Here is a 23,418-nt window from a genome sequence, read left to right on the forward strand (position 1 = left end):
CATGCTGAGCCGCACTGCCGATCACCTTTACTGGATGGCGCGTTACACGGAACGCGCCGAAAACACCGCCCGCATGCTGGACGTCAACCTGCAGACTTCGCTGCTGCCGCAATCCGCCCACGCCGCCGAGCAGGGCTGGCGCGCCATGCTCGGCATTTCCGAGTTGCAGGCGGCCTATGACGAGCGCTACGAGAAGCTGAACGCCCGGGACGTGTTGCACTTCATGGTGCAAGACCGCTCCAATATGTCCTCCATCGCGTCCTGTCTTGGTGCGGCGAGGGAAAATGCCCGGGCTGTACGCGGCGCGCTGACCACCGAGGTATGGGAAACCCTGAACACCACCTGGCTGGATATGTTGTCCCAGTTGCAGGACGGGCTGCCCGGCCGCGATCCCGGTCAATTCTTCGAATGGGTGAAACACCGCTCGCATCTGTCACGCGGCGTCACGATCGGCACCATGCTCAAGGACGAGGCATTCCATTTCATCCGCATGGGCACCCATCTGGAGCGCGCCGACAACACTGCCCGGATCCTGGACGTGAAATTCCTCGCGCACAACAGCGGTGCGGACGGCAACGGCCAGGACCAGCAATTCGATTTCTACTACTGGGCGGCGATATTGCGCTCGGTGTCCGCCTTCGAAATCTATCGGCGGGTTTACCGGGACGTGATCACGCCGGAACGGGTAGCCGAGCTGCTGATGCTGCGCGCGGACATGCCGCGCTCGCTGCTGGCCTGCATGGAGGAGGTGGTCGCCAACCTTGCGTCCGTACGGAACGACCTGTCCGCGGACACCGAGCGCTTTGCCGGGCGATTGCATGCCGAACTTTGCTTTTCCCGTATCGATGAGGTCCTGGACAGCGGGCTGCATGCCTTCCTGACCCGATTCCTCGAACAGATCTACGAGCTCGGCAACCGGATCAGCCGCGACTTCCTGCTGCCGCTGGCCGCCTGAGCAAAAAATGATACTGAACATACGGCACCAGACCGACTACCGCTATACGGCGGCAGTCGCCTACACGATCCAGCAACTGCGGCTGACGCCGCGGCGCGAACCGACCCAGCACACGCTGAACTGGAAAGTGAGCGCGCCCGGACGCTGCCATGTCTACACCGACGCATGGGGCAATGCCACGCATGTGCTGACCGTGACCGGCGACCACAAGGACTTGCGCGTGGTAGCCGAAGGCCGGGTGCAAACGATCGCGCCGGAGCGTGGCCGCATCGTGGCAAACAAGGAACTGCAACCGCTGGTCTTCACCGTGCCCACCGCGTTGACCGAGGCGACCGACACCGTGCTGTCGTTCGCATCTCGTCACCTGGAGGCCGGGGCGCGCAGCCACGAGCTCCTGGACCTGGCCACCGCCATCCAGGGCGGCGTTGCCTACCAGGCCGGCGCCACCGGCGTCTTCAGCACGGCCAGCGAAGCCCTGTTGCTCGGACAGGGCGTGTGCCAGGACCATGCGCACCTGTTCATCGCCTGCTGCCATACCCGCAACATCCCGGCGCGCTATGTTTCCGGCTATCTTGACGCCGGCGGCGCCGACCATGCCGCTACCCACGCCTGGGTCGATGTCTGGGTCGAGGAAGTCGATTATTCGGGCTGGGTCAGCATCGACGTGACCCATGCAATTTTCCAGGATGAGCGCTACTGCCGGATCGCGGTGGGACGTGACTATGAATCGGCGGCGCCGGTCAGGGGAGTACGGCGTGGTGGCGGAACCGAGGCGATGAGTGTGGATGTGACAGTCACCCCCGAGGGCATGCGCTAGAATCCCCCCTACTTCATATATTGCTGGACAAACATGACTTACTGCGTCGCGATGAGGGTCAATGCCGGACTGGTGTTCCTGTCCGACTCGCGCACCAATGCCGGTGTCGACCAGATTGGCACTTTCCGGAAGATGAATGTCTTCGAGAATGCGGGCGACCGCGTGCTGGTCCTGATGACATCGGGCAACCTGTCCATCACACAGGCCATCCGGCAAGCCATTGCCGAGGTCGTCACGCCGCAGGGCAAGAGCATCTGGGACGTGGAATCAATGTACGAGGCGGCCCAGGTCGTCGGCGAAGCGATCCGGCGCGTACACGTGCGGGATGCCGCCGCATTGCAGGACTTTGGCATCGACTTCAATGTCCGCATGATCTTCGGCGGGCAGATCAAGGGCGGTTGCCCGCGCCTGTTCCAGATCTACTCGGCCGGCAATTTCATCGAGGCGCATGACGAGAACACCTACTTCCAGATCGGCGAGGCGAAATATGGCAAACCGATCATCGACCGCGTGATCACCCCGGAAAGTACGCTCGACGAGGCGGCAAAATGCGCGCTGATATCGATGGATTCGACGCTGCGCTCCAATATCTCGGTCGGGCTGCCGCTGGACCTGCTGGTGTACAAGGCCGATTCATTCAGCGTGACCCGCTTCGTCACGATCGACGAGCGCAACCAGTACTTCCAGATGATACGCAACAGCTGGGGCAATCAGCTCAAGAGCGTGTTCGAGGGAATTTCCGATCCGGTATGGGATGCGCCGACCGAAGCGACCCTCAATGTGCTGTCGACCCGCCAAGTGCAGAACCAGCCGGTGCGGATGGCCCCGCCAGCGGATGTGAAAGCGCCGGCGAGCCCGCCGGCACAGGTGCAGACGCTGGCGCAACAGAACGATCCGTCGCGGCAGCATTGAGGGGCCGATCCGGACTTAACTGTAATTCGACACTTCGATCAGGTTCTGGTCCGGATCGCGAAAATACACCGACATGATAGGTCCGAGCGCGCCGGTCTTCTTCACCGGCCCTTCGATGATGCTCACGCCGCAGGATTCGATGTGAGCCTGTGCTTCGTCCAGCGGCATCGACGTGATGAAGCACACATCGGCCGACCCTGGAACCGGATGATCGGCCTTGGGCTCGAACTCGTGGCCGTGCAGGTGCAGGTTGATCTTCTGGGAGCCGAAAGCGAGCGCGCGCCGCCCGCCGCCGAAGGTAACCGGCTCCATGCCCAGCACCCTTTGGTAAAAATCGCAGGCGACGTCGATGTCCCTGACGGTCAGCACGAAGTGATCAAGCCGGTCGATATGCATTTTCTTCTCCTGCGCCCCGAAAAAACGGCCGGGTCCGTCGAACCCGGCACGCCACGCATCTCGTCAGACGACGATGGTCTGCGCTTCGCTGCCCTGGCGCTCGCGAATTTCTCCGATGCGCGACACGGTCTCGCCCTGCGCCGACAGGTGGGCAATCGCCGCATCCGCCAATTCCGGGGCAACGATGACCACCATGCCAATGCCGCAGTTGAAGACCCGGTGCATCTCGGCATCGGCGACACCGCCATGCTGTTGCAGCCAGTTGAACAGCGGCGGCATGGTCCAGCCGTCACGGTGCAGCACCGCGGTCAGGTTGGGCTGCAGCACGCGCGGCACGTTTTCCACCAGGCCACCGCCGGTAATGTGCGCCATGCCGCGAACCGGCATTGCCGCCATCAGCGACAGCAGCGGCTTGACGTAGATGCGGGTCGGCTGCATCAGCACGTCGGCCAGCGGGCGGCCGTGGAAATCGGCATCCAGGTCCGGCTGCGCCACGGAAATGATCTTGCGCACCAGCGAATAGCCGTTCGAGTGGCAGCCGGAGGAGGCCAGGCCGAGCACCACGTCGCCCGGCGCGATCTGGCGGCCGTCGATGATCTGCGACTTTTCGACAGCGCCGACGGCAAAGCCGGCCAGGTCGTATTCGCCGTCGGGGTACATGCCCGGCATTTCAGCGGTTTCGCCGCCAATCAGCGCACACCCGGACTGCTCGCAGCCGAAGGCAATCCCCTTGACCACGTCAGTAGCAGTGGCAACGTCGAGCTTGCCGCAAGCGAAATAGTCGAGGAAGAACAGCGGTTCGGCGCCCTGCACGAGAATGTCGTTGACGCTCATCGCCACCAGGTCGATGCCGACCGTGTCGTGCCGGTTCAGGTCGAACGCCAGCCTGAGCTTGGTGCCGACGCCGTCGGTACCGGAAACCAGTACCGGCTCGCGGAACTTCTTGCTGATTTCGAACAAGGCGCCGAAGCCGCCTATGCCGCCCAGCACTCCTTCCCGCATGGTGCGCTTGGCGAACGGCTTGATTGCTTCGACCAGCGCGTCGCCGGCATCGATATCGACGCCGGCATCTCGGTAAGACAGGGAAACCTTGGTAGGAGATGTCATGATTTGGTTGACAGAGACGGTAAAATAGGAGGCTTTCAGGAAGATCGCACGATTACAGGCGCAAGCCTATAATCCTGCATCCAGCCGCCGCAGCAAAGGCGCTATTTTATCAAACGTCCCATCAATCCCGACTCATGCCATTTCCATACACTTCCGAACAACGACAAACCCTGATGTGGGTCACGTTCGGATTGTTGCTGGTGGCATTGCTGGTCTTGCTCGGCCCGGTGCTGACGCCGTTCATCGCGGCGGGCATCCTGGCCTATGCGCTCAACCCCGGTGTCGACTGGCTGTCGTCCTGCCACATAGGCCGGCTGCGCATGCCGCGCATGGTCGCTGTGCTGGTCATGATGACCATACTGTGCGCCATCATCCTGGCCTTGATCCTGATCGTCATCCCGGTCCTGGAAAAGGAACTGCCGCTGATGCGGGAACAGATTCCGCGCCTGCTGTCCTCGCTCAACGCCATCGTCAGCCCCTGGCTGCGCGACCTGGGCGTGAAAGCCCAGTTCGACGTGGAAGGGATCAAGAGCCTGCTGACCAAGCAGATGAGCACCGCCGGCCAGGGAATCTGGTCCTCGCTGCTGTCCTCGGTGCGCATCGGCGGCATTGCCCTGCTTGGCTGGCTGGCTACCCTGCTGCTGGTTCCGGTCGTGCTGTTCTACCTGTTGCTGGACTGGCACCCGATGCTGGCCCGGCTGGTCAATGCGGTGCCGCGCCGCTGGTCCGCCAAGGTCCAGTCGCTCGGGCGCGAAGTCGATGACCTGCTGGCCCAGTACCTGCGCGGGCAGCTGCTGGTGATGCTGGTGCTTTCGGTCTACTACTCGGCAGGACTGGCGATCGCCGGCTTCGAAGTTGCGCTGCCGGTCGGCATCATCACCGGCTTGCTGGTGTTCATACCGTATATCGGATTCGGACTCGGACTGCTGCTGGCGCTGATCGCGGCCTTGCTGCAGTTCGACATGCTGCAGGGCCTGATTGCGGTCGCCGTGGTATATGGCCTGGGCCAGGTGCTGGAAAGCTTCATCCTGACACCGCGCCTGGTCGGCGAGCGTATCGGCCTGCATCCGCTGGTCGTGATATTTGCATTGCTGGCATTTGGGCAATTGTTCGGCTTTGTCGGCGTGCTGCTGGCCCTGCCTGCATCCGCGATATTGTCGGTCGCCGTGCGCCATATGCGCGACCATTACCTGAACAGCAGCTTCTACAGCCAGACCGAACCATGAGACAGCTGCCGCTCGACATTTCCGGCGACCAGCCGCAAACTTTTGCCACTTTCGTCACTGGCCAGAACGACGAACTGGTGTCGCTGCTGCGCGCGATCGCCGACCATACCGCCAGCGGACTCGACCAGCGCTTCGTCTACCTGTGGGGCGAGTCCAGTTGCGGCAAGACGCATTTGCTGAATGCCTTGCTGGCGCACGACGCCGGTGCCCGCCTGCTAGGCCCGGATTCGGACATCGAGGACTTCAGCTATTCCCCTGCTACCGGGCTGTTCCTGATCGACGATTGCGACCGGCTTTCCCAGGAGCAGCAGGTGGCCGCGTTTGCGCTGTTCAACCAGATCCGCGAACAGGGCGGCGTGCTGGTCACGGCTGGCGCCGCCGCTCCTGCGGCGCTGGCGCTGCGCGAAGACCTGCGCACGCGGCTGGGCTGGGGATTGATCTACCATGTGCACGTCCTGACCGACGACGAGAAGCTGTCCGCGCTGGAGCGGGCGGCACAGGCACGGGGCTTCGAGCCGTCCCCGGGCTTGCTGCCATGGCTGATCACGCACTACCGGCGCGACATGTCGTCATTGTCGGCGGTGCTGGATGCGCTCGACCGCTATTCACTCGAAACCAAACGCCCGGTAACCCTGCCGCTGCTCAAGCAGCTGCTGGAACGGGGCGAAATGCAGACCAATTGATGAAGCTAGCAATTTTCGATCTCGATTACACGCTGATACCGATCGATTCGGACTTCGAGTGGGGCCAGTTCCTGGTCCGCCTCGGCGTCGTCGATCCGGTCAGCTTTGCCGCCCGCAACCAGGAATTTTTCGAGCAGTATCTCGCCGGCACGCTCGATCCGGTCGCCTACCTCCACTTTGCCTTCGGCACGCTAGCCGCATTTCCGCGCGCCCAGCTCGATCAATGGCACCAGCAGTTCATGGCGGAGGTGATCACGCCGGCAATCCGGCCGGCTGCCATGGCGCTGGTCGAAAAGCACCAGGCCGAGGGCGACCTGACGGTGATCATCAGCGCCACCAACAGCTTCATCACCGGCCCGATCGCGCGCGAATTCAAGGTCGAGCACCTGATCGCCGCCGAGCCCGAGGTCGACAGCCGGGGAGAAATCACCGGCCAGATCCGCGGCACGCCGACCCACGGCCAGGGCAAGGTCTCGCACCTGCACGCCTGGCTCGCCAGCCGGGGAACCCGGCTGGATCAGTTCGAACGCAGCGCGTTCTACAGTGACTCGCACAACGACCTGCCGCTGCTCAGTGCAGTGACGGATCCCGTTGCCACCAACCCGAATGAAAAACTGAAAGCGCACGCTCTGGCTCATGGCTGGCCCGTACTGAACCTATTCAATGATTAAGAAGCTTATCCGACGCATACTGGGCAAAAAACAAAGCCCTGCCGACAACACCGTTCCCGTCGTGCTGGGACCGAAGGAACACGGCATCGACCCGCGGCTGGTCTCTTCCAATGCAATCCGGGTGACGCAGACCTTGCAGGAGGCGGGATTCAAGGCCTTCCTGGTCGGCGGCGCCGTGCGCGACCTGCTGCTGGGCGTCAAGCCCAAGGACTTCGATGTCGCAACCAATGCGACGCCCGAGCAGATCAAGCGGCTGTTCCGCCGCGCTTTCATCATCGGCCGCCGCTTCCAGATCGTGCACGTGATGTTCGGACAGGACCTGATCGAGGTCACGACCTTCCGCGGCACCACATCCGCGGATGCGCCCAAGGATGCGCACGGGCGGGTGCTGCGCGACAACACCTTCGGCAACCAGCATGAAGACGCGGTGCGCCGCGATTTCACGATCAATGCCATGTACTACGATCCGGCCGACCAGACGGTGCTGGACTACCACGGCGGCATTCCCGACATCCGCTCGCGCACGCTGCGCATCATCGGCGTGCCGGAAGCGCGCTTCCGCGAAGATCCGGTGCGGCTGCTGCGGGTGGTGCGCTTCGCGGCGAAGCTCGATTTCACCATCGATCCCGCCACCCGCGAACCGATCAAGATCATGGCGCCGCTGATCAACAATGTGCCCGCGGCGCGCGTGTTCGACGAGATGCTCAAGCTGCTGCTGAGCGGCCACGCGCTCGCTTGCCTGAAGCAGTTGCGCAAGGAAGGCCTGCACCATGGCCTGCTGCCGCTGCTGGACGTGGTGCTGGAACAGCCGCTGGGCGAGAAATTCGTCAGGCTCGCCCTCGCCAGCACCGATGAGCGGGTGCGCCAGGGCAAGCCGGTATCGCCTGGCTTCCTGTTCGCATCGCTGCTGTGGCATCAGGTGGTGGAGAAATGGAAGGCTTACGAAGCATCTGGCGAGCATTCGCTTCCTGCGCTGCACCTGGCTGCCGACGACGTGCTCGACGCGCAGACCGACAAGCTGGCGCTGCAGCGCAAGATCGCGGGGGACATGCGCGACATCTGGGCAATGCAGCCGCGTTTTGACCGGCGCGTCGGCAAATCGCCGTACAAGTTGCTGGAAAATCTTCGTTTTCGCGCCGGCTATGACTTCCTGATGCTGCGTTGCGCATCAGGCGAGATCGACCAGGAGATCGGCGATTGGTGGACTGCGTTCCAGGAGGCCGACGACACCGGACGCGAGGCGCTGCTGGCCAGGAAGACCCGGCCGACGGGCGAAGAAGCGCCGGCACGCAAGCGCCGCCGCAAGAGTCCGCGCAGCGGCGCGAAGGCCGCTGACCAGGCCGGCGCCGGCAGCAGCGGTGCCGAACGCACCGGCCCTGCCGACGAATGAAGGCAGCGGCGTCACCTGCATGGATAGGCATCGGCGCCAATCTCGGGAACGCGCGAGCCACAGTAGAGGCGGCGATTGCCGCGATTGCCAGCATGCCGGGCTGCGAACTGGTGCGACGCTCCTCGCTGTACCGGACCGCGCCGGTCGATGCCGGCGGTGACGATTATGTCAATGCAGTGGTCGAGGTATCCACCACGCTGGCGCCGGCACTGCTGCTACAGCAGCTGATGCAGATCGAAGCAGGATCCGGGCGCGAGCGCCCTTACCGGAACGCGCCACGCACGCTCGACCTTGACCTGCTGCTGTATGGCGACATCGAAATGCAAAGTGACCTGCTGACGCTGCCCCATCCGCGCATGCACCAGCGGGCATTCGTGCTGGTGCCCTTGCTGGAGATCGCGGCGGACGTGGTCATCCCCGGCAAAGGCAGGGCTGCGCTGCTGCTGCCTGGCACGGCCGGCCAGGCGATCGAAAAGCTCGACAGCCCCGCCAGTTAAAGAAAGCCACGGAGACGGCGGGTTGCGGGTTACAACCTGCGAACCACGCCCTGCCCCTGCCTGACTGAACATCAACCAAGCCATTCCCGCCATGCCCGCATCCACCCTGCTCCAGACAATCGGCCTGCTGTGCCTGTCCAACGTATTCATGACAATCGCGTGGTACGGGCACCTGAAGAACCTGGCTGACAGGCCGTGGTGGATCGCGGCGTTCATCAGCTGGGGAATTGCGCTGTTCGAATACATGCTCCAGGTGCCGGCAAACCGGATCGGCTACACCGTGATGAGCCTGGCGCAACTCAAGATACTGCAGGAAGCGATTACACTGTCGATCTTCATTCCCTTTGCCGTGATCTATATGCAGCAACCGCTGAAACTCGACTACCTCTGGGCCGCACTTTGCCTGGTCGGCGCCGTCTACTTCATTTTCAGAACATGAGCCTGGACCGATTCCGCTACATCGTCGTGGAAGGTCCGATCGGCGCGGGGAAAACAACCTTGACCCGCAAGATTGCTGAAGGATTGGGCGCACGGACCTTGCTGGAACTGCCGGAGGAGAACCCGTTCCTCGAAAAGTTCTATCGCGACTCGGCCCGCTATGCGCTGCCGACGCAATTGTTCTTCCTGTTCCAAAGGGTGAACCAGGTGCGCGACCTGATGCAGGACGACATGTTCAGCGCACCTGTCGTTTCCGACTTCCTGCTCGACAAGGACCCGATATTCGCCAGCCTGACGCTGGCGGATGACGAACTGCACCTGTATCGGCAGCTATATGATCAACTGCGTCCGCAGGCGCCGGTGCCCGACCTCGTGATCTACCTGCAGGCGCAGCCCGAAACGCTGGTGGAGCGTGTGCAAAAGCGCGGCATCCCGATGGAAGCCGGCATGTCGGAAGACTATCTGTTCCGGCTGTGCGAGAGTTACAGCCGCTTCTTTTATCATTACGACGCCGCACCGCTGCTGATCGTGAACACGGAACACCTGAATCCGATCGCACGGGACGAAGATTTCAACCTGCTGCTCAACCGCGTACGCAACATGCGCGGCAAGCGCGAATTTTTCAGCCGTGGAGAATAAAAAATGTCCGGATACCTGCAGGAACCAAGAAAAAAGTCCGTCACCATTCCAGCCTTGATGGCGTTGCGCGCAAAAAGCGAAAAGATTTCGATGCTGACCTGTTATGACGCCAGCTTTGCCGCACTGATGGACGGCTGCGGGGTCGAAATCCTGCTGGTCGGCGATTCGCTGGGCATGGTCTGCCAGGGCCAGCAGTCGACGCTGCCGGTGACGCTGGAGGAAGTGGCTTACCACACTGCCAGCGTCGCGCGCGGCAACAAGACCGCGATGCTGGTCGCAGACATGCCATTTGGCACCTATGCAACGCCGGAATCGGCCTTCGCCAATGCCGTGCGACTCATGCAGGCGGGTGCGCAGATGGTCAAGATCGAGGGCGGCGCATGGCTGGTCGACACGATCCGCTTCCTGACCGAACGCGCTGTGCCCGTGTGCGCACATCTGGGCCTGACGCCGCAGTCGGTGCATGCGCTGGGCGGATTCAAGGTGCAGGGCAAGACAGTAGAAGCGGCAGAACGCCTGAAGGCCGATGCGCTTGCCGTGCAGGCTGCCGGCGCGAGCTTGCTGGTACTGGAGGCAATCCCGGCACAATTGGCCAAGGAGACCACCGACAGCCTGGCGATACCCACGATCGGCATCGGCGCTGGCGTCGACTGCTCCGGCCAGGTACTTGTGATGCACGACATGCTGGGGGTATTTCCCGGCCACAAGGCAAAGTTCGTGCGCGACTTCATGCAAGGGCAGGCCAGCATTGCAGATGCGGTTGCAGCCTACGTCGCCGCCGTCAAGGACCAATCCTTTCCTGGTCCGGAACACAGCTTCTGACCCCCGCCCGGCCTTTGCACCCCGCTGCCTGAGCGGCGCGGGGTGCACGCGCTTCACGCCCCACGCTTTGCACACTGCTGCACCAGCCTGCCTCGCTTCGCCGCGCCAGAGCAAGCGTGGCGCCCCGCCCCGCCCCGCCCCGCCCCGCCCCGCCCCGCCCCGCCCCGCAGGAAATTTTCCTGGAAATCACTAGGAATACTCTGATTCGGAATGGATTCCGAACTGATTTCGGAACTTCCGACAAACCGATGATACTGGCGTTCACGGTGGCCGCAGTTCGGCCAGATTTTGACTAAAAAATCGCTGGTTGAAAATGTTAAATGTGTGACATTTTGCGCCAATTTCGCTTGGTTACAAACGGCTATTAAGCGGCTACCCGCCCCTGATTATATTTGTCACTTTTCCCTTCCGATCCTGTTTTACTTCAATCCATCCACCCCGGGCCAAGCGATACGACGCAAGGACCATCGAAGGAGCGGGTTGCCATAATTCACCAGTCAGGGGGAATAAATGAATGCAATGAGCGAAGTGAAATACTTGCACAGCCATGCCGCAATTACTGATGTATCGCAGCCGGCTTACCAGCAAATCGAAGTCGTGCACGATGCCGAGACCCGGTCAGCCTGGACCTACCTGAAGCCGCGGGGCCGCGCCTGTTTCACCCTTGGATTGCTTGGCGAGCTGCGCTTGCGCGACAAACATCTCGAAGCGAACCGGGGCCAGGCCTGGAGCGGCGGCGAAGTGTTCCCCATCGAGTACCAGATCGTCGCCTCGGCGAACCCGAAGGTATTCAGTTGGGGGGGGCGACCTGGCGCTGTTCGTCATGCTGATCAAGGCACGTGACCGGGAAGCCTTGATGCACTATGCGCGCGCCTGCGTGGAGCCGGCATGGCGCCGCCTCTGCCACTACGGCGGGCAGGCCACCACCATATCCCTGGTGCAAGGAGACGCGCTCGGGGGAGGTTTCGAATGCGCACTTACCAGCGACATCATCATCGCCGAAGAGTCGGTGCGCATGGGCTTTCCCGAAATCCTGTTCAACCTGTTTCCCGGCATGGGCGCATACAGCCTGCTTGCCAGGCGAATTGGCGCCGTGCAGGCGGAGCGGATGATACTTGGCGGCGAACTGCATGAAGTCGGCTACCTGAAAGAACTGGGGCTGGTCGATATCGTGGTACCCAAGGGCCAGGGAAAGGAGGCGACCGAGGATTTCATTCGCCGCCATCGGCGGCAGTCCAATGGAATGCGGGCAATGTATCGCTGCCGCGAATTTACCAACCCGGTGAGCCTGGAGGAATTGATCAGCATCTGCGAAGTCTGGACCGATGCGGCACTGCGCCTGGACGACCGTGACCTGCGAATGATGCAGCGACTGGTGAAGGCGCAGGTGCGGCAACGGGAGGAGCCGGACTGCGAAGAGAAAAATTTGTCGCTAGACGAGCTGACAGTACTGGCGTGAGCATCGAGACCGGCCCTGCCGGAAGGGCCTTTGCGCAACAGGCTTGGTCCGCGCACCCGGACCGCATAGTGCCGGTCAATACGATGCAGGTTGGCTTCAGGTCGGCTGCAGACCGGCTTCAGGTCGGCTGCAGACCGGCTTCATGTCGGCTACCGATCGTTTTCCAGCTGCCGGATCCATTCCTTGAACAGATAGAAATTCAGATTGGTCGCTTCCATCACCCTTTGCCGTGCGAGGGGTTGGCCGATCGTGTTCAACAGCTTGTGCAGCCGCTCCACATGCTGCTGGTCGAGGGTGGCGTGAGACTTCAAAAACCCGAAGCCACTCGTTGCCGGCATCCCGAATCCCGTCGCGATGCTGTCGGCAATCGATCCGGCATAAGCGGACGCGATGAACTCCAGCACATACAACATCCCGAGTACCGAGCAGGGATGCACACGATCCACGAGGTAGTAGTTTGATGCCACCAGCACCTGCATCGGGTCCGAGGGTGTGCGCCCGCATGTCCGGCCCGGCTCGACGCCGAAGACTTCCAGATCATCGAGCACCATTTGCTCATGTCCCTGCTCCTCTTCCATCGCCTGGTACAGGTGTGTGCGAACCTGGCGAAACTCATCCGGGCAGCGGCTCGCGGCAGCCGCCATGACAGGGCAGAAATGCCAGACCACGTGATACAGGTCGGAAAGGAAGCTTATGTAATGGCTGCGGCTGCTCCTGCCATCCATCATCCGCCGCAGCAAGGGCAGGCCCTCGAGTTCACCCCGATGCAGGTCGCTGGCTTCAAGTATGTTCAATACAAATGACATTTTCATTCCTTCGCATATGGCCTTAGTCGGGAATTGATTTCCGGCTCTGATTTTCGGTGGTTGCAATAGGCCTGCAACTGCGTCGACAGCGTGGAAAAAACCAGTCGACATTCGCGCATGACCTGCGCCCGGTCGCGAAACATGTTGGCAGGTGAAAGGTGTTCGGTACGTTCGCAGAATTCGCGCATCCGCAACGCCCCGACACTAACCGCCGATCCCTTCATCGCGTGCAGCAGCTGGCGGCATTCCTCCAGGCAGCGGGCCTCGAGCGCCGACTCAAGTTGCACCACCAATGCGCTGTTGTCCTTGATATACCCGGCCAGCAGCATGTCGACAAATCCCTTGTCACTGGCAAGCATTTCGAGGTCGGCAAGCACTTCCGGGTCGAGGTCTGCTCGGGCCGCAAAGGCCGGAAGATCCTGCGCAACGCCGTCCTTGGTATCCTTGCGCCGGCCGCGGCGCGGAAACTGCTGTGCGAGTGAATCGAGCATGGCCAGGAAAGGCCCCACCTGCACCGGCTTTGGCAGGTAGGCATCAATCCCGGCCAGCGCGCATTCCTCGCGGACATCTACGCAGGCATTGGCGGAAAACATGATGACGGCTGCCCGTTCGTCTTCAGGCGCCATGAAGCGATAGGTCTTCGCCACTTCAAGCCCGCTCATCACTGGCATGTTCATGTCCAGCAACACGATATCGAAGCGTTCCACGGCAAGGCAGTCCAGTGCTTTTTCGCCGTTGACCGCCAGCGTGTAGCGATGACCTGCACGCTGCAGGATCTGCTGGATGACCCTGCAATTGGTCGGGTTGTCCTCAGCCACCAGCACATGCAGCGGCCGCGCGGCAACCGGTATGGCATTCAAGGCGCCGCGCGCACGGGCAGTGCCGGGGGCAGGCGAACCTGACTGCGACGCCGCGGACGACAAGACAGGCGCGGGCCGATCCAGCAGCACCTCGAACCAGAACAGGCTGCCCTTGCCTGGAACGCTGCTGACGCCAATGCGGCCGCCCATCAGCTCCACCAGTTGCTTCGCAATCGTGGTACCCAGGCCAGTGCCACCGTAGCGCCGGGTCGTGGACTCATCTGCCTGGGTGAAGCTGTCGAAAATCCGGGTCTGGGTTTGCTCGGACATGCCTATGCCGGTGTCGGCGACTTCGAAGCGGATCAATGCAAGCCCGGGCTCGGTTTTCATGCAGTAGGCGCGGCAGATCACCTCCCCGCTCTCGGTGAACTTGATTGCATTCGACAGCAGGTTGACGAGTATCTGGCGCACGTGATGCTGGTCCCCGCACAAACGCGCAGGTATTCCCGACGCGATGCTGGATGTCAATGCGAGCCCTTTGACCAAAGCCTGGTAGCGAAACACGTCGATGGTCTCCTGCACCAGCTCCTTCAGATCGAATTCCACTTTCTCGAGGGTCAGTTTGCCGGCCTCTATCTTCGAGAAATCGAGCACGTCCTCTGTCAGCGCAAGCATCAGGCGCGACGCTTCGTGCAGCGTGTGCAGCATGTCCTGCTGGTCGCTGTCGAGACGGGTTGTGTAGAGCAGGTCGGCCATTCCGATAATGGCGTTCAGTGGCGTGCGCAGTTCATGCGATACCGACGATACGAAGCGGCGCTTCGCCATGTTTGCCGCTTCAGCGCTCTGCAACGCCGTCGTGAGCCGCTTCACCAGGTGGCCGACGTACAGGGATACCGCCAGCATGCCTCCCCATAGCCCCCACCCTAGCGGCTGGTTGTCGTCCCATTGGGGCACGGCCAGCACCACCGCGCCAAATCCGGCCAGAGACAGTGCGAGGGCGAAATACAGGTAGCGACGGCCGTAGCGAAACCCGTTGCCGAAAATTATCCACAGGTACAAGGCGTACATCGGAACAGCAGATGCATCGCTGGAGAAAAAGAAATAGGTAATGGCGGTGGCGTCGAGCACCGATCCTGCGAGCCTGCGCCATGGTGTGGACTCCGGCTTGACGAAGATGTGCGCCAGCAAGGCCACCGCCAGGAAAAGCAGCATACCGAGCACAGCGAAGTTGGGGGCGCGGAACAGGCTTCCGCCGTGCAGGGCAGTCAGCCAATAGTAAAGCAGCAGCAATACGCCTATCCCGACCCGGATCGCGGCCTGCTCATGTTCGCTGTCGGGTCGCTGCGACAGGCGCTCCGACAGCCGCTGCAGCATGCCCCGCGCTCCCGCCGGAGGTGACAGGGACTCACCCATGGCGGATCCCGGCAGCCATTTTCCCGCTGGCCAGGGCCGGACTGAGTGCGCAGACGTCCTCGATCGAGTTGACCAGCACCCCGATCGCATCGGCATCAAGCTTGTCTCTCATCTGCTCGCACATGCAGGCCAGTGCGCACTCCGGACTCATGGCATTGCGGTAAGGACGCACCGAGACCAGCGCGCTGAAGACATCGGCCACTGCGACGATCCGCGCCATGAACGGAATTTCCTTGCCCGGCAAGCCACGTGGATAGCCGCTGCCGTCCAGTCTTTCGTGATGGTTGAGCGCGATTTCGGCGGCCGTCTGCATCAGGCGGGACGAAACGCTCGCCAGCAAGTCATGGCCAACTATCGTGTGCCGCCGCAGGCATGCCAGTTGCTCGTGACTGAGCGAGCCGGGGTGGGTCCAGCAACCGGACGGCAGGGCAAGTTCGCCTATGTCGTGCACCGATGCGGCCACGCGCAGCAATTCGACCTCTTCTTCCGAGCAGCCCAGCGCGCTTGCAATGAAGCCGGCATACAGGGCGACATCGTGCTGGCATTTGGCGGACTGCTGGTCATGCAACTGGTTGAAGATGATCAGGCGCTCCAATGCGCTGTCCTCGGACAGGCGCAATTCATCCTTTACCTTGTCAAGCCGGCTGGCCAGCGACTCGATATGACGCTGCTGGATCTGGAAATGACTTCGCGCGCGCAGCAGGTTTTCGCAGCGCATCCGGCACTCGGCCGGATCGATCGGCCGCAACAGGTAGTCACTGACGCCGGCATCAAAGGCACGGTATAGCAATTCCCGGCTGTGGACGATCGTGGTCATCACGACCGGCAACTGCTCGACCGGATAGAGCTTGCGCAGCGCGCGCGTGGTTTCAATGCCGTCCAGGCGCGGCATCAGGTAATCGGTCAGCACTAGGTCCGCTGGCTGGCAGCGCACATATTCCAGTGCTTCGACCGGGTCCGCGAAGGACACGACATTGATGCGGCTATCGATGCCGCGCACAATCTCCGCAAGTACCAGGCGGCCGGTTCCCTGGTCGTCAACGATGACGACAGTCGGTGCCGGTACGCGGTAGCGCATCATTTCGTATACCGGGGCCAATTCGAACTCTGCGGACTCGTGGTGGAGCCCGCAGTATGCGTCAAGCGAAAGCGAAATGTAACGTCGAATTCACTAACAATTTAACGTTTTACACTAATTGTTTTTCTGTCCAGAAATGTCTGGCGCAAGGCCGAGGAAAAACAGCCGCAACAGATACACGACAGCCGGCAATCGGTCGCCGGGCACTGGCAGAGAACGAAAAAAAACCCTGCCCGACATGTCGGGCAGGGTTGGGCAGGCGCTTTACCGGTGGATGCCGGAAACACCCGGCGTCCTCACTCGAAAAACTCTTTTACCTTGTCTTTCCATGATTTGCTCTGCGGACTATGCCGGGCGCCGCCCTCGGTGGTCAGTTGCTCGAACTCGCGCAACAGATCTTTCTGCCGGTCGGTCAGCTTCACCGGCGTCTCGACCACCACGTGGCAGAACAGGTCGCCGGGATAGCCCGAGCGTACGCCCTTGATGCCCTTGCTGCGCAGGCGGAAAGTCTTTCCTGACTGCGTTCCCTCGGGAATCGTGAACGACACCTTTCCACCCAGGGTCGGCACTTCAATATCGCCGCCAAGCGCCGCTTTGGCATAGGAAATCGGCATCTCGCAATGGAGGTCGTCACCGTCGCGCTGGAATACCGAGTGCGCCTTGATGTGGATCTCGACGTAGAGATCGCCGGACGGGCCGCCGTTCATACCCGGCTCGCCGTTGCCGGAGGAGCGGATGCGCATGCCGTCGTCAATGCCCGCCGGGATTTTCACTTCCAGCGTCTTGTTACGCTTGATCCGGCCGGCGCCACTGCAGGTCGGGCATGGATCGGCAATCACCTTGCCGGTGCCATGGCACTTGGCGCAGGTCTGCTGGACGCTGAAGAAACCCTGTTGCATCCGCACCTGGCCGTGCCCGCCGCAAGTGGAACAGGTCGTGGGCGAGGTGCCGGGCTTGGCGCCCGTTCCGTGGCAGGGTTCGCAACTGTCCCATGTCGGCACCCGGATCGAGGTATCGAATCCGTTGGCCGCCTGCTCGAGGGTGATTTCGAGGTTGTAGCGCAGGTCGGCGCCGCGATAGACCTGCGGGCCGCCGCGGCCGCCGCCACGGGCGCTGGCGCCGAAAATGTCGCCGAAAATGTCGCCGAAAGCATCGGCGAAACCGCCACCGCCACCACCACCTCCAGCGTTCGGATCGACCCCTGCATGTCCGTAGCGGTCATAGGCTTCCCGCTTTTGGGGATCGGAAAGCATCTCGTATGCTTCCTTCGCTTCCTTGAACTTGTCTTCCGCGCTCTTGCTATCCGGATTGCGGTCCGGATGATGCTTCATCGCCAGCTTGCGATACGACTTCTTGATTTCTTCATCCGAGGCGTTCTTGGCAACACCCAGCACTTCGTAATAATCACGCTTCGCCATGTTTCACGACCTTGTTATGCAAACGAAAACGCCGGATCGAACATCGCGCTGCGATTTCCGATCCGGCGGAGGCACCCGGCTCGCGCCGATTACCCGAACTTATTTGTCTTTCACTTCCTTGAAGTCGGCATCGACCACATCGTCGTCCTTGGCCTTGGACTCCGCGCCGGCCTGCCCCGCACCGCCGGCCGCACCTGCTCCGGCTGCACCCGCCTGTTGACCTGCGTCAGCATACATCTTCTCGCCAAGCTTCTGCGCTGCCGTGGACAGGGCTGCGATCTTGGCATCGATCTCGGACTTTTCGTTGCCCTTGAGGGCAACTTCCAGCTCCTGGATCGCTGCTTCGATCTTTTCCTTGTCGCCGGCATCGAGCTTGTCACCATGCTCGGTCATGGCCTTGCGGGTCGAGTGCACCAGCGCATCGCCCTGGTTATGCGCCTCGGCCAGCTCTTTCAGCCGATGGTCTTCGGCCGCATTGGCCTCGGCATCGCGCACCATTTTCTGGATTTCTTCTTCCGTCAGGCCAGAATTGGCCTTGATGGTGATCTTGTTTTCCTTGCCGCTCGCCTTGTCTTTCGCGCTCACGTGCAAGATGCCATTGGCGTCGATGTCGAAGGTAACTTCGATCTGCGGCGTACCACGCGATGACGGCGGAATGCCTTCAAGGTTGAACTCGCCCAGCCCCTTGTTACCGGCAGCCATCTCGCGCTCGCCCTGGAACACCTTGATGGTCACCGCAGGCTGATTGTCTTCGGCAGTCGAAAACACCTGGCTGAACTTGGTCGGGATGGTCGTATTTTTCTGGATCATCTTGGTCATCACGCCGCCCAGGGTTTCGATACCCAGCGACAGCGGCGTCACGTCCAGCAACAGCAGATCCTTGCGCTCGCCCGACAGGACGGCGCCCTGGATCGCGGCACCGACGGCAACTGCCTCATCCGGGTTGACGTCCTTGCGCGGCTCCTTGCCGAAGAATTCGCGAACCTTTTCCTGCACCTTTGGCATGCGCGACATGCCGCCGACCAGGATGATGTCGTCGATATCCGAAACCTTGACGCCGGCATCCTTGATGGCGATGCGGCACGGCTCGATGGTCCGGTTGATCAGTTCCTCGACCAGCGATTCCAGCTTGGCGCGGGTCATTTTCATGGTCAGGTGGACCGGCGCGCCGTTCGCCATCGCGATGTAGGGCTCGTTGATCTCGGTTTGCTGGGACGACGACAATTCGATCTTGGCGCGCTCGGCCGAAGCCTTGATGCGCTGCAGTGCGATCGGATCCTTGCCCAGGTCCACACCACTGGTCTTGCGGAATTCGTCGATGATGTAGTCGATCATGCGCTGGTCGAAGTCTTCGCCGCCGAGGAAGGTGTCGCCATTGGTCGACAGCACTTCGAACTGCTTCTCGCCATCGACGTCGGCGATCTCGATGATCGACACGTCGAAAGTGCCGCCGCCAAGGTCATACACGGCGATCTTGCGGTCGCCCTTGCTGGTCTTGTCCAGGCCGAAAGCGAGCGCAGCAGCGGTCGGCTCGTTGATGATGCGCTTGACGTCCAGGCCGGCGATCCGGCCGGCGTCCTTGGTTGCCTGGCGCTGGGCATCGTTGAAGTAGGCCGGCACGGTGATCACGGCCTCGGTCACTTCCTCGCCCAGGTATTCCTCGGCGGTTTTCTTCATCTTGCGCAGCACTTCGGCAGAGATCTGCGGCGGCGCCAGCTTCTTGTCGCGCACCGCGACCCAGGCGTCGCCGTTATCGGCCTTGATGATCTGGTAGGGCATCAGGCTGATGTCCTTCTGCACTTCCTTCTCTTCGAACTTGCGCCCGATCAGCCGCTTGACGGCGTACAGCGTGTTCTTCGGATTGGTGACCGCCTGGCGCTTGGCCGGCGCGCCGACCAGGATCTCGCCATCTTCCTGGTAAGCGATGATGGAAGGAGTGGTACGCGCGCCCTCGGCGTTCTCGATCACCTTCGGCTGGCCACCTTCCATGATGGCGATGCACGAGTTGGTCGTTCCCAGGTCAATACCGATGATTTTGCCCATGATTTTTCCTCTTATAACTTGAATGACTGGATATGCTGAATATGCTGAATTGTCTTGATGCGCAATTCCGGATGGATCGAATATGTGGAGCAAGGCCGCGCTTTCAAGCGACCGGCCTGCCTCAGGATGTTTTTTCGCTGGAAACGATCACCAGGGCCGGGCGCAGCAGCCGGTCGGCGATCATGTAACCCTTTTGCAGGACCGTCACGATCGTGTTGACATCCTGCGCCGCCGGCACCATTGAAATGGCCTGGTGCTTCATCGGGTCCAGCTTCTCGCCAGCCTGCGGATTGACTTCGGCCAAGCGGTTTTTCTCGAATGCGGTGCTGAGCTGCCGCAAGGTCATTTCGACCCCCTCTTTCAGGGAATCGATCGACGGCGTTTCCACCTTCAGCGCCATTTCAAGGCTGTCCTTTACCGGAACCAGCGCCTCGGCAAAGCTTTCAATCGCAAATTTGTGGGCACGGGCAATGTCTTCCTGGGCGCGCCGCCGTACGTTCTCGGCTTCTGCCTTGGCCCGCAGGAAGGCTTCGTTCAGTTCCGCCACCTTGGCTTCGGCATCGGCCAGCTTCTGTTCGACGCCGGGATCGACGTAACCGGTTGCATCTGCAGACTCCCCGCCTGCCGCGTCCTGCTGGGCCTCGGGGGCGTTATTCTTTTCTTCGCCATGCATAGAAAAATCTCCGACAATCAATGACTTAAGTGATCCAACCTCGCCCAAGTGGGGCTATACCCCTGCATTTCAAGGGGGAATGTTGTCTGAAATGTTCCATATTGCCTGAATGAAACCCTGTTACAAACTTTACTGGTTCAGGGGCTTTCAATCGCGATATCGGGAACTAGGATGGAAATTGAGGGACAAGCGATTGCGCGCCCGCCCCGGATCCATCATGAAACTGCACCTTATTTCCGCCTCGATCATTCTCTACTCGCTGCTCGCCGTGGCATGGATAGCGATGTCCGGCGTATCCGTGCCATTCTGGCATTAAGCCAGCGGAGGATGGCTTATTGCGGGGCGCCCAATGCCAACGCCCGCTCACGCGACAGGGCGTTGTCGCGCTCGTTTTGTTCGCGCTCCAGGGGGCCGGACAGCGTGGGCCAGCCGAGCATGTGCTGCTCGCAGATGCCGGCCAGGCTTTCAATCCATTCCGGCGATTCGTTCAGGCAGGGAATGTAGTGAAACTCCGCTCCGCCGGCGGTCAGGAAGTCGGTGCGTACTTCCATGGCAATCTCTTCCAGGGTCTCCAGGCAGTCGGCGACAAAACCGGGGCAGATGACGTCGACCCGCTTGACGCCCTGGCGCGCCAGTTCCTGCAGCGTGGGCGCGGTGTAGGGCTGCAGCCACTCGGCCTTTCCGAAGCGGGACTGGAAGGTGACGAGGTACTGCTCGGGTGCCAGCCCCAGCCTCTGCGCCAGCAGGCGGGCGGTCTTGTAGCATTCACAGTGGTAGGGGTCGCCCAGCGTCAGCGTGCGCTTGGGCACGCCATGGAAGCTCATCACCAGCTTGTCTGACTGTCCATGGGCATCCCAATGACGGTTGACCGCGGCTTGCAGCGCTTCGATGTAGCCTTCCTGGTCGTGATAATTCCTGACCAGCCTCAGTTCCGGCACATTCCGCACACGCGCATAGTGTGAAAAAACTGCATCCCAGACCGATGCCGTGGTGGTGCCCGAATACTGCGGATAGGCCGGCACCACCAGGACGCGGTCGCAGCCGCGGCTCTTCATTTCGTCCAGCACCGACTCCACCGAAGGGCTGCCATAGCGCATCGCATAGGCGACCTCCACCTCGTGGCCGCGCTGCGCCAGCCGCTGTCCCAGCAGGCTTGCCTGCATCTGCGTATGGTGCTTCAGCGGCGAGCCCGTGGCGCTCCAGATCGATGCATATTTATGCGCTGATTTGCCGGAGCGCAGCGGCAGGATGAACAGGTTCAGGATGATCCACCAGACCAGGCGCGGGATCTCTACCACGCGGGGATCGGACAGGAATTGCTTCAGGTAGGGCCGCACCGCCTTCGCGGTCGGCGCATCGGGCGTGCCAAGGTTGACCAGGACGATCGCTGTGCGCGAGGGAGTGCCGTGCTCGTAGGGGGGTTCGGGTTTGAATCGCATGATGGGGGCAGATTATACGGGGGGATGCGCCTGCACCTCACAACGCCAGCAACTCCCTCGCATGCTTGCGCGTGGTCGCCGTGATTTCCACCCCGCCCAGCATCCGCGCCACTTCTTCCACCCGCCCCTTGCTGTCCAATGGCGTGATGCGCGAGACCGTCCGCTTGCCGTCGCCGGCGGCCTTGCTGACCTGAAAATGCTGGTTGGCCTGGCTGGCAACCTGCGGCAGGTGGGTGACGCACAATACCTGCCGGTCATGGCCGAGCCGCTTCAGCAGTCGCCCTACCACCTCGGCGACCGCGCCGCCTATGCCGCTGTCGACCTCGTCGAAAATCAGCGTCGGCGTGGCAGTGGCGTCGGAGGTGATGACCGAGATGGCCAGCGAAATACGCGCCAGCTCGCCGCCTGATGCGACCTTTTGCAGTGGCCGCGGCGTAGTGCCCGCATGCCCGGCCACCAGGAACTCGACCTGCTCCATGCCGTAGCTGGCAGGCTCGCACGAGCGCAAGACAATCTCCAGCCGTCCGCCGGCCATGCTCAGGTCCTGCATTGCTTCCGTCACCGCCTTGGAAAGGGCCAGCGCCGCCTTCGAACGCGCTTGCGACAGGCGCCCCGCCAGGCTGTGGTATTCATCCGCCAATTTCTGTTCCTGCGCGCGCAGGCTTTCCATGTCGCTGGCCTGCGCCAGCTGTTCCAGCTCGGCGCATAGGCGGTGGTATTCCTGGGGCAATTCGTCCGGCGCCATGCGGAACTTGCGGGCAGCACCATGGAGTACCTCGACCCGCGCCTCGACCTCGCGCAGCCGCTGCGGGTCCAGCTCCACGCGGTTCAGGTAGTCCTTGAGCGAATAGGCGGCTTCCTGCAGCTGGATACGCGCCGGCTCGAGCGCCTCCATCACCGGTTTCAGGCCACTGTCGATTTCGGCCAGCCGCGCCAGCTTGTGTTCGAGAGAGGAGAGACGCGAAAGCATGGCGCCGGTCTCGGATTCGGATATTTCATCCAGGGCTTCCTGTGAGCCTTCGATGAGGGCGGCCGCATTCGCCAGCCGGCTCTGCTCCAGCGTCACCTCGGCCCACTCGCCGGGCTTGAGCGCCAGCCTTTCCAGTTCACCGACCTGCCACTCCAGCCGCTCGCGCTCGAGCAACACGCCGCGGGCGTTCGATTCGAATTCCTCGCGCTGGCGCGCTACCGCGCGCCACGTCTTCCAGGCTGCGGCCACTGCCCGCACCTGCGACTCCAGGCCCGCCTGCTGGTCCAGCAGCACACGTTGGGCATCGGCGCGCAGCAGGGACTGATGCGCATGCTGGCCATGAATGTCGACCAGCATTTCGCCCAGTTCGCGCAACTGGGTTGCGGTGGCCGCCGTGCCATTGATGAATGCCTTCGAGCGCCCGGCGCCGTCGACCACCCGCCGCAGCAGGACCGCGTCGCCATCGCCTTCCATGGCCTGTTCCTGCAGCCACGGCACTGCCTGCGGCGGCAGGCTGAATTCGGCGCTGATGTCGGCGCGCGCGGCGCCTTCGCGAACCACGCTGGCATCGCCCCGGCCGCCGAGGGCGAGCGCAAGGGCGTCGATCAGGATCGATTTGCCGGCGCCGGTCTCGCCCGTGAATACGGTAAAGCCAGGCGCGAGTTCGATGTCGATGGCGTCAACGATGACAAAGTCGCGTATGGATAGTGAGCGCAGCATGGGCGTGGCGGAACTGGGTGGCGGGAACTGGGACTAGGGGAAGCGG

At 61.9% G+C, this 23,418-nt stretch carries 23 protein-coding genes; 13 read left to right on the forward strand and 10 right to left on the reverse strand.

The annotated features are described in order from the left end of the window. Window position 1 precedes the first annotated feature (1 nt). Genes FVE66_RS15665 through FVE66_RS15675 form a run of 3 tightly spaced genes read left to right on the forward strand, consistent with a single transcriptional unit; the run spans window position 2 to window position 2,684 of the window. Complete coding sequence (locus FVE66_RS15665; protein ID WP_151448382.1) at window positions 2-955, forward strand: alpha-E domain-containing protein; 954 nt, start codon at window positions 2-4, stop codon at window positions 953-955. A 7-nt stretch (window positions 956-962) separates the two neighbouring features. After that, complete coding sequence (locus FVE66_RS15670; RefSeq protein ID WP_151448383.1) at window positions 963-1,772, forward strand: transglutaminase family protein; 810 nt, start codon at window positions 963-965, stop codon at window positions 1,770-1,772. A gap of 33 nt (window positions 1,773-1,805) precedes the next feature. Further along, window positions 1,806-2,684 (forward strand): proteasome-type protease, encoded by an 879-nt coding sequence (locus tag FVE66_RS15675; protein ID WP_151448384.1) that lies wholly within the window; start codon window positions 1,806-1,808, stop codon window positions 2,682-2,684. A gap of 15 nt (window positions 2,685-2,699) precedes the next feature. On the opposite strand, the gene FVE66_RS15680 is transcribed toward FVE66_RS15675, so the two are convergent. After that, window positions 2,700-3,080, reverse strand: a complete 381-nt coding sequence (locus tag FVE66_RS15680; protein WP_151448385.1) for a VOC family protein — start codon at window positions 3,078-3,080, stop codon at window positions 2,700-2,702. Window positions 3,081-3,143: 63 nt separating this feature from the next. Beyond that, entirely contained in the window at window positions 3,144-4,187 is a 1,044-nt protein-coding gene (gene purM, locus FVE66_RS15685; RefSeq protein ID WP_151448386.1) for a phosphoribosylformylglycinamidine cyclo-ligase, read from the reverse strand. Between the two features lie 134 nt (window positions 4,188-4,321). Between purM and FVE66_RS15690 the strand changes: the two genes are divergently transcribed. The 10 genes from FVE66_RS15690 to FVE66_RS15735 all read left to right on the forward strand — a co-directional run bounded on the left by FVE66_RS15690 (window position 4,322) and on the right by FVE66_RS15735 (window position 12,012). Continuing rightward, window positions 4,322-5,413: an AI-2E family transporter gene (locus FVE66_RS15690; RefSeq protein WP_151448387.1), complete on the forward strand. Its 1,092-nt coding sequence runs from the start codon at window positions 4,322-4,324 to the stop codon at window positions 5,411-5,413. Continuing rightward, the gene (gene hda / locus FVE66_RS15695) at window positions 5,410-6,096 is read left to right on the forward strand and encodes a DnaA regulatory inactivator Hda (RefSeq protein WP_151448388.1); all 687 of its coding nucleotides are present in this window, start codon (window positions 5,410-5,412) and stop codon (window positions 6,094-6,096) included. Before FVE66_RS15690 ends, hda begins: the two co-directional genes overlap by 4 nt. After that, a complete protein-coding gene (locus FVE66_RS15700) occupies window positions 6,096-6,767 on the forward strand; it encodes a histidinol-phosphatase (RefSeq protein ID WP_151448389.1) in 672 nt (223 codons plus the stop codon). Before hda ends, FVE66_RS15700 begins: the two co-directional genes overlap by 1 nt. Next, window positions 6,760-8,157 (forward strand): polynucleotide adenylyltransferase PcnB, encoded by a 1,398-nt coding sequence (gene pcnB, locus FVE66_RS15705; RefSeq protein ID WP_151448390.1) that lies wholly within the window; start codon window positions 6,760-6,762, stop codon window positions 8,155-8,157. The genes FVE66_RS15700 and pcnB overlap by 8 nt, the downstream gene beginning before the upstream one ends. Then, on the forward strand, window positions 8,154-8,654 hold the full coding sequence (folK, locus tag FVE66_RS15710; RefSeq protein WP_151448391.1) for a 2-amino-4-hydroxy-6-hydroxymethyldihydropteridine diphosphokinase: 501 nt from the start codon (window positions 8,154-8,156) through the stop codon (window positions 8,652-8,654). The genes pcnB and folK overlap by 4 nt, the downstream gene beginning before the upstream one ends. A 91-nt stretch (window positions 8,655-8,745) precedes the next feature. Next, window positions 8,746-9,093, forward strand: coding sequence for a DMT family protein (locus FVE66_RS15715; protein ID WP_151448392.1), 348 nt, complete (start codon window positions 8,746-8,748; stop codon window positions 9,091-9,093). Beyond that, window positions 9,090-9,731: a deoxynucleoside kinase gene (locus tag FVE66_RS15720; RefSeq protein WP_151448393.1), complete on the forward strand. Its 642-nt coding sequence runs from the start codon at window positions 9,090-9,092 to the stop codon at window positions 9,729-9,731. Before FVE66_RS15715 ends, FVE66_RS15720 begins: the two co-directional genes overlap by 4 nt. 3 nt (window positions 9,732-9,734) lie before the next feature. Continuing rightward, window positions 9,735-10,553, forward strand: coding sequence for a 3-methyl-2-oxobutanoate hydroxymethyltransferase (panB, locus tag FVE66_RS15725; RefSeq protein WP_151448394.1), 819 nt, complete (start codon window positions 9,735-9,737; stop codon window positions 10,551-10,553). 519 nt (window positions 10,554-11,072) lie between these two features. After that, window positions 11,073-11,396 carry a Clp protease/crotonase-like domain-containing protein gene (locus tag FVE66_RS15730; protein ID WP_151448395.1) on the forward strand — a complete coding sequence of 108 codons (324 nt, stop codon included), beginning with the start codon at window positions 11,073-11,075 and terminating at the stop codon, window positions 11,394-11,396. After that, on the forward strand, window positions 11,377-12,012 hold the full coding sequence (locus FVE66_RS15735) for a crotonase/enoyl-CoA hydratase family protein (protein WP_151448396.1): 636 nt from the start codon (window positions 11,377-11,379) through the stop codon (window positions 12,010-12,012). The genes FVE66_RS15730 and FVE66_RS15735 overlap by 20 nt, the downstream gene beginning before the upstream one ends. A gap of 149 nt (window positions 12,013-12,161) precedes the next feature. Here the strand turns inward: FVE66_RS15735 and FVE66_RS15740 are convergent, their stop codons facing one another. The 8 genes from FVE66_RS15740 to recN all read right to left on the reverse strand — a co-directional run bounded on the left by FVE66_RS15740 (window position 12,162) and on the right by recN (window position 23,372). After that, window positions 12,162-12,818: an iron-containing redox enzyme family protein gene (locus FVE66_RS15740; RefSeq protein WP_161993304.1), complete on the reverse strand. Its 657-nt coding sequence runs from the start codon at window positions 12,816-12,818 to the stop codon at window positions 12,162-12,164. Between the two features lie 2 nt (window positions 12,819-12,820). Further along, on the reverse strand, window positions 12,821-15,031 hold the full coding sequence (locus FVE66_RS15745; protein WP_161993305.1) for an ATP-binding protein: 2,211 nt from the start codon (window positions 15,029-15,031) through the stop codon (window positions 12,821-12,823). Beyond that, window positions 15,024-16,112, reverse strand: coding sequence for an HD domain-containing phosphohydrolase (locus tag FVE66_RS15750; RefSeq protein WP_151448399.1), 1,089 nt, complete (start codon window positions 16,110-16,112; stop codon window positions 15,024-15,026). The genes FVE66_RS15745 and FVE66_RS15750 overlap by 8 nt, the downstream gene beginning before the upstream one ends. A 293-nt stretch (window positions 16,113-16,405) precedes the next feature. Then, complete coding sequence (gene dnaJ, locus FVE66_RS15755) at window positions 16,406-17,527, reverse strand: molecular chaperone DnaJ (RefSeq protein ID WP_151448400.1); 1,122 nt, start codon at window positions 17,525-17,527, stop codon at window positions 16,406-16,408. A 99-nt stretch (window positions 17,528-17,626) separates the two neighbouring features. Next, the gene (gene dnaK, locus FVE66_RS15760) at window positions 17,627-19,570 is read right to left on the reverse strand and encodes a molecular chaperone DnaK (protein WP_151448401.1); all 1,944 of its coding nucleotides are present in this window, start codon (window positions 19,568-19,570) and stop codon (window positions 17,627-17,629) included. A gap of 121 nt (window positions 19,571-19,691) precedes the next feature. Then, entirely contained in the window at window positions 19,692-20,243 is a 552-nt protein-coding gene (grpE, locus tag FVE66_RS15765; RefSeq protein WP_151448402.1) for a nucleotide exchange factor GrpE, read from the reverse strand. A gap of 332 nt (window positions 20,244-20,575) precedes the next feature. Then, entirely contained in the window at window positions 20,576-21,682 is a 1,107-nt protein-coding gene (gene hemH, locus FVE66_RS15770) for a ferrochelatase (protein WP_151448403.1), read from the reverse strand. A gap of 37 nt (window positions 21,683-21,719) precedes the next feature. Continuing rightward, window positions 21,720-23,372 (reverse strand): DNA repair protein RecN, encoded by a 1,653-nt coding sequence (gene recN, locus FVE66_RS15775; RefSeq protein ID WP_151448404.1) that lies wholly within the window; start codon window positions 23,370-23,372, stop codon window positions 21,720-21,722. Between the last annotated feature and the right edge of the window lie 46 nt (window positions 23,373-23,418).

The sequence above is a fragment of the Lacisediminimonas profundi genome (assembly GCF_008831265.1).
Classification (GTDB): domain Bacteria; phylum Pseudomonadota; class Gammaproteobacteria; order Burkholderiales; family Burkholderiaceae_D; genus Lacisediminimonas; species Lacisediminimonas profundi.